This is a genomic window from Aeromonas sp. R1-1 (assembly GCF_040908495.1).
Taxonomy (GTDB): Bacteria; Pseudomonadota; Gammaproteobacteria; order Enterobacterales; family Aeromonadaceae; genus Aeromonas; species Aeromonas veronii.
In genome coordinates this window covers 1-5,904 of the sequence record NZ_JBFODV010000152.1, presented here as the reverse complement: position 1 = coordinate 5,904, position 5,904 = coordinate 1, and the positions used below count along the sequence as shown (strand labels likewise).

Sequence of the window (5,904 nt, the reverse complement as noted above, 5' to 3'; positions counted from 1 at the left end):
ATGGCGAACGCCGCCAGACAGAGGATCAGGGTCGCCGGGAAGTAGTGGCGGATCTCGTCCAGCACCGGCAGCCCGGAGACGCTGGAGAGCCCCAGGTCACCTGCGAAAATGCGGCGCAGGAAATCGGGGTAGCCGCTCCAGAAGCTGAGCTGATTGCCGATCAGCCGATAGTCCAGCAGATAGGCGACAAAGGTCAGCGCCAGCAGGGTGATAAGCAGCAGGTTGATGCGGCGCAAGGTGTATAGAAGCATGCTTACTCCCTGTGAGCCTGGTTGAAGGAGGTGCCGCCAAAGGGCATCAGCGTCAGCCCCTCGATGTCGCTGCGGCTGACCTGGGTACGCAAGGCGTGCGCCAGCGGGATCAGCGGCAGCTGTTCGTTGAGCAGGGTCTGGGCATAGTAGTAGTTGCGCAGCCGGAACGAGAGCTGGGGCGTGGTGACCGCATCATCCAGCAACTGATCGAAGGCCGGGCTACACCAGCGGCTGTAGTTGTTGCCGCGCTCCACTGCCGAGCAGCTCAGCAGCTGGCGGAAGAAGTTGTCCGGGTCGGCATTGTCGGCAATCCAGCCGGAGAGCAGGCTGTCGTACTGCCCCTTGGTGAGGCGGCCTTCGATCACCGGCCACTCCCGTTGCACGATCTTGAGCTTGATCCCGACCTTGGCCAGATCGCTGCGGATCAGCTGGGCGGTCTTGACCGCATCCGGGTTGTAGGGGCGGGCGTCCGGTTGTACCAGCACCTGCATCTCGAACCCTTTCTCCAGTCCCGCCTCCTTGAGCAGCTGGCGCGCCCGTTTCAGGTCGGGTTTGCGCTCGGGCAGGCTGGGGTTGTAACCCCATGAGAGGGTCGGCAGCAGGCTGTTGGCGGGCAGGCCGGTATCGAAATAGACCGCCTGCAGCAGGTTGTCGATGTTGATGGCGCTGGCAATGGCCTGACGCACTTTGACGTTGTTGAACGGCGGCTTGCGGGTATTGAGGGCCAAAAAGGCGACGTTCATCCCCGACTGGACCGAGAGACTGAGCGCCGGATTTTGCTTGATCACCGAGAGCTGGCTGGCGGAAGGGGTGCTCATCACGTCGCACTCGCCGGTCAGCAGCTTGGCCAGCCGTTTGGCGGATTTGGGGGTGATGTCGTAGACCAGCTGTTCAATCTTGGCATCGCCACCCCAGTAGCCGGGATGGCGCAGATAGCGAATGAACTCGTTGTGGCGATACTCCTTGAAGCTGAACGGCCCGGTGCCGATGGGGCGGCTATCCAGCAGGGCTGGCGTGCCCGCCTGCAACATCTGCTCGGCGTATTCGGCGGAGAGGATCACCGCATAGTCGCTGGCCAGGGTGGCGAGGAAGGAAGCGTTCGGCTGATTCAGCTCGAATACCACCGTCTGCGGCCCCTTCTTGCTCACCCGTTTGATCAGCAGATCTTGCCCCAGGCTGTAGAAGTAGGGGTAATCGCCGCCGGACACATTGTGATAGGGGTGCTGCTTGTCAAGCTGGCGGGCATAGGTGAAGACCACGTCATCGGCATTGAAAGTGCGAGTGGGCTTGAACCAGGGGGTATGGTGAAACGTCACCCCCTTGCGCAGGGTCAGGGTATAGGTGAGGCCATCCTCGCTGACATGCCAGTTGGTGGCGAGCGCCGGCTCCAGCGCCAGGGTATTGGGGTTCACCTCCAGCAGGCGGTCGTAGAGCGGACGGGCACTGGCATCCAGTGTCACCCCGGAGTTGGAAACATGGGGATTGAAGGAGAGGGGGGATCCCTCAGCACAATAGATGAGTCCGGTTTTGGAGGCCTCGGGTTGCTTCTGGCAGCCGGTGACCAGCACCAGCAGACCCAGCAGCAAGGGTGTGAGCATTCTCATTGTTGAACCATGTTCTTATAGGGGTTTTGTACGCACGTTTTGATACAAATGTGCCAGCGCGAAGGCTGGCGTGTTGCTGGAGTCGGCATCAACCGCGCTCCTTCACTCTTGTTCTGCATCGTTATCGCCATCCAGCAGCTGATATTTGCGTAGCATGCCACGGAACTGGTGATAGCTTAAGGCCAGCAGTTGAGCGGCTTTGCGCTGATTATACTGGGATTGCTGCATCGCTTGCTTGAGTAAATTAATCTCGTACTCCGCCACAGCCTGCTTGAGATCGAGCGGCAAGGCGAGGGGGGATGCAGATTGTACCTCGCTTCGGTCCTCTTGCGCAGGTTGCGTGACCTGTGGTCGCCAGGGGGAATCAAACGGGTTGAGCACCAGGGTCGAGAGCGGCAACTGGGGATTACCCTGACGATAGATGCTGCGCTCCACCACGTTCTTCAGCTCTCTCACATTGCCCGGCCAGTGGTAATCCAGCAGCAGCTGGGTTGCCTTGCGCGAGAAACCGGCAAACAGCGGATAGCCCAGCTCCCGGGTCATGCTGTGGGCGAAGTGCTCCGCCAGCATCAGGATATCTTCCCGCCGCTCCCGCAAGGGGGGGAGGGTGATCACATCAAACGCGAGCCGATCGAGCAGATCGTGGCGAAACTGCCCCTTGTTGGCCAGCGCAGGGAGATCCTCGTTGGTGGCGCAGACCAGCCGCACATCCACCTTGAGGGGCTTGGCCCCGCCCACCCGCTCGAACTCGCCATACTCGATGACCCGCAGCAGCTTCTCCTGCACCCGGGCGCTGGTGGTGGCCAGCTCGTCGAGGAAGAGGGTGCCGCCATCGGCCCGCTCGAAGCGGCCCTGATGGCGCTTGGCTGCACCGGTAAACGATCCCGCCTCGTGACCGAACAGTTCGGTCTCCAGCAGGCTCTCGCTCAGGGTAGCGCAGTTGATGGTGACAAAGCTTTGATCCCAGCGCGCCGAGAGATAATGTAGGCGGTGGGCGATCAGCTCCTTGCCCGTCCCCCGCTCACCGATGATCAGCACGGGTTTGCGCAGCGGGGCGAGCCGTGAGGCCTGCTCAATGATCTCGAGAAATGCGTTGGATTCCCCCAGCAGGCTTTCCGTGGCCGTGGTCATAGTGATCCCTGTCAGTTGTAAAAGCTGGTCAATCTTACCAAAAGTTGGTGATTTTAATCATCTCTTGCGCGAGGCATCTTGCAATCCGGCTATTCTGCCCCATATAAATCAACAAGTTAAATTTTGTTCCAGATTGGCACACAAGTTGCCATTGTCAATGGAGAAACAACGCCATGCCAATAACAGGAGTGCAATCATGAGTATTTTTTCCCGTCTGGCCGACATCATCAATTCCAACCTGACGGCCCTGCTCGACAAGGCAGAAGATCCCCAGAAGATGGTGCGCCTGATCATCCAGGAGATGGAGGACGAGCTGGTCAAGGAGCGCTCCAATCTGGCCCGCTTCCTCGCCAGCCAGAAAGAGATTGGTCGTCAGGTCGCCCGCCATCAGGAGCGGGTCGACGAGTGGCAAGCCAAGGCCGAGCTGGCCCTGACCAAGGGACGTGAAGATCTGGCCCGCGCCGCCCTTATCGAGAAGAAGAAACAGACCGAGTTGTCGGAGACCCTCTACCGCGAGCAGCAGGCGGTCGACAGCGGCATCGAGAAGCTGGGTGAAGAGATCCGTCAGCTCGAAGCCAAGCTGGAAGATGCCCGCGCCCGTCAAAAGGCGATGGCCATTCGCACCGAAGCGGCCAGCAGCCGTCTCAATGTGCAGAGCCAGGTCGCCCGTGGCGAGAGCCAGGCGGTGGTGAGCAAGTTTGAGCGGATGGAGCGTCGCATCGACGAAATGGAAGCGCGCGCCGATCTGGGTCAGTCCGACAAGGCGCTGGCGCAGCAGTTTGCCGAGCTGGAAGTGGACGATCAGATAAGTCGTGAGCTGGAAGCCATGCGCCAGAAGCTGGGCCAGGGCGACAGCAAAAGCGAAGGCAAACAGGGGGAGTAACAGATGGAAGATCTGCTGGGCGTATTGATGGTTCCCATGGTGGTCTTCATGGTGGTGGTGGCCCCCATCTGGCTGGTGCTGCACTATCGTGCCAAGGGGCGGATTGGCGCCGGTCTTGCCGATAGCGAGCGGGAACAGCTGCAAGGGCTGCTGGCTCGCACCGAGAAGATGCAGGAACGAGTGGGCGCGCTGGAATCAATTCTGGATGCGGAAGTACCCGGTTGGAGGAACAAGGTATGAGCAGTGTCAGTCGTGAAGGGCGTAACCTCTATCGTGATCCCCAGCGTGGCAAGATAGCCGGGATCTGTGCCGGTTTGGCAGAGTACTTCGGGGTGGAGACCTGGATCGTGCGGCTGCTCGCCATCAGTGGCCTTATCTTCGCCGGTTTCATCACCTTCACCGCCTATATCGCCGCCTGGTTCCTGCTCGACAAAAAGCCGGTCACCCTCTATTCGCAAGAGGATGCCGACTTTGCCGAGGTGCGGATGAAGGCGCGCAGCTGGCAGGCGGGGATCACCCCTCATCAGGCGCTGGGCCGCATCGCGCAGGAACTTGACGCGCTGGAGCCCAGAGTTCAGCGGATCGAGAAGCTGGTTACCTCCAGGGAGTTCACCCTGCAGCGGGAATTTCGCAAGCTGTAGTTCTTGCTGAAGCCCCCATGTCGATGGCGGCGCCTCCCGTGATGCGCCACCATCGACACCAGCTATCCAGATGCAACCACCAAGGGAGAACGGGTCAAGCCTTGATACTCAATAAACTGGAACAGAAGTTGACTCGCCTGCAACACAAGGCGAACGACGTGGTGAACCGGGTGCGGGATCGCCATATTCGGCTGGCGGTGACCGGCCTCTCTCGCAGCGGCAAAACCGCCTTTATCACTGCGCTGGTCAACCAGCTGGAACACGCGGCCATCGATGGCCGTTTGCCGTTGTGGGATGCCCTGCGTCAAGGGCGCATCCTCGGCGCCCGCCGGGTGCCGCAGCTCAATGCCCACATCCCCACCTTTGCTTATGAGCGCGGTCTCGACTCCCTGTTTGGCGATCCACCTGCCTGGCCCGAGCCGACCCGCGGCGTGGCGGAAGTGCGCCTCGAAATTCGCTATCGCACCCGCCACCCCCTGCGCAAACATCTGGGGGAGATCTCCACCCTCTATGTGGATCTGGTGGACTACCCCGGGGAGTGGCTGCTCGACTTGCCGCTGCTGGAGATGAGCTACGAGCAGTGGAGCGAACAGGTGCGCGAGCAGCTTCGTCGCCCAGAGCTGCAGGCACTTGCCGCCAGCTGGCTGACACCCGGGTGGCAGGTCGATCAGCGCTTCGAAGAGCGGCCGGTGGCTGAGCTTGCCGAGCGCTACACCGCCTATCTGCACGCTTGCAAACAGGAGCTGGGATTGCACCTTATTCAACCCGGCCGTTTCGTGTTGCCGGGCGAGTATGCCGGTGCCCCCATGCTGCAATTTGTCCCCTGGGTGTGGGAGATGCCTGTCGGCGAGCCCGCCGATGGCACTCTTTACGCCACTCTCAAGCAGCGCTTCGAGCAGTACAAACAGCATCTGGTGCAGGGTTTTTATGAGCAGCACTTTGCCGGTTTTGATCGCCAGATCGTGCTGGTGGATTGCCTGCAGCCCCTCAACGCCGGGGCGGCCAGCTTTGGCGACATGCAGCAGGCCATCGCCCGCATCATGGAGAGCTTTGCCTACGGCAAAAGCAACTGGTGGCGGCGGCTCTTTTCGCCCCGTATCGACAAGTTGCTCTTTGTGGCGAGCAAGGCCGATCACGTCACCCCCGAACAGCATGCGCCCATGGTCTCCCTGCTCCAGCATCTGGTACGCAGCGGCCGCGGTCAGGCCCGTTTCGAGGGGATCACCACCGAGTGTCTGGCGCTCGCCGCCATCAAGGCGACCGAGGTGGGCAAGGGGGTGGCCAATGGCCGCGAGTTCCCCGCCATCCGTGGCACCAGTCTGAGCGGTGAGCCGCTGCTGCTCTTCCCCGGGGAGGTGCCGCCCCATATTCCGCCTGCGCAGTGGTGGAACAGT

Annotated in this window: 6 protein-coding genes and 1 pseudogene; 4 read left to right on the top strand and 3 right to left on the bottom strand. The window is 61.1% G+C overall.

Annotated features, from left to right (window positions below; genetic code table 11):
* The 3 genes and pseudogenes from AB5Y92_RS08895 to pspF all read right to left on the bottom strand — a co-directional run.
* Positions 1-251 (bottom strand): annotated as a pseudogene (locus tag AB5Y92_RS08895) (peptide ABC transporter permease); the annotation flags it as partial.
* A gap of 2 nt (positions 252-253) precedes the next feature.
* A complete protein-coding gene (sapA, locus tag AB5Y92_RS08890; RefSeq protein WP_368226502.1) occupies positions 254-1,849 on the bottom strand; it encodes an ABC transporter substrate-binding protein SapA in 1,596 nt (531 codons plus the stop codon).
* A 108-nt stretch (positions 1,850-1,957) separates the two neighbouring features.
* Entirely contained in the window at positions 1,958-2,986 is a 1,029-nt protein-coding gene (gene pspF, locus AB5Y92_RS08885) for a phage shock protein operon transcriptional activator (RefSeq protein ID WP_245147957.1), read from the bottom strand.
* 196 nt (positions 2,987-3,182) lie between these two features.
* Between pspF and pspA the strand changes: the two genes are divergently transcribed.
* The 4 genes from pspA to AB5Y92_RS08865 all read left to right on the top strand — a co-directional run.
* Positions 3,183-3,869: a phage shock protein PspA gene (gene pspA / locus AB5Y92_RS08880; protein WP_005361184.1), complete on the top strand. Its 687-nt coding sequence runs from the start codon at positions 3,183-3,185 to the stop codon at positions 3,867-3,869.
* Between the two features lie 3 nt (positions 3,870-3,872).
* Positions 3,873-4,109: an envelope stress response membrane protein PspB gene (gene pspB / locus AB5Y92_RS08875; RefSeq protein WP_005333672.1), complete on the top strand. Its 237-nt coding sequence runs from the start codon at positions 3,873-3,875 to the stop codon at positions 4,107-4,109.
* Complete coding sequence (pspC, locus tag AB5Y92_RS08870; RefSeq protein WP_005333670.1) at positions 4,106-4,510, top strand: envelope stress response membrane protein PspC; 405 nt, start codon at positions 4,106-4,108, stop codon at positions 4,508-4,510. The genes pspB and pspC overlap by 4 nt, the downstream gene beginning before the upstream one ends.
* Positions 4,511-4,611: 101 nt before the next feature.
* Positions 4,612-5,904: YcjX family protein (locus tag AB5Y92_RS08865; RefSeq protein ID WP_368226500.1), on the top strand; the 1,293-nt coding region annotated here is incomplete at its 3' end.

Coding starts and splice junctions, on each gene's coding strand:
- sapA (WP_368226502.1), bottom strand. CDS start 1,849: ATGCTCACACCCTTGCTGCTGGGTCTGCTGGTGCTGGTCACCGGCTGC.
- pspF (WP_245147957.1), bottom strand. CDS start 2,986: ATGACCACGGCCACGGAAAGCCTGCTGGGGGAATCCAACGCATTTCTC.
- pspA (WP_005361184.1), top strand. CDS start 3,183: ATGAGTATTTTTTCCCGTCTGGCCGACATCATCAATTCCAACCTGACG.
- pspB (WP_005333672.1), top strand. CDS start 3,873: ATGGAAGATCTGCTGGGCGTATTGATGGTTCCCATGGTGGTCTTCATG.
- pspC (WP_005333670.1), top strand. CDS start 4,106: ATGAGCAGTGTCAGTCGTGAAGGGCGTAACCTCTATCGTGATCCCCAG.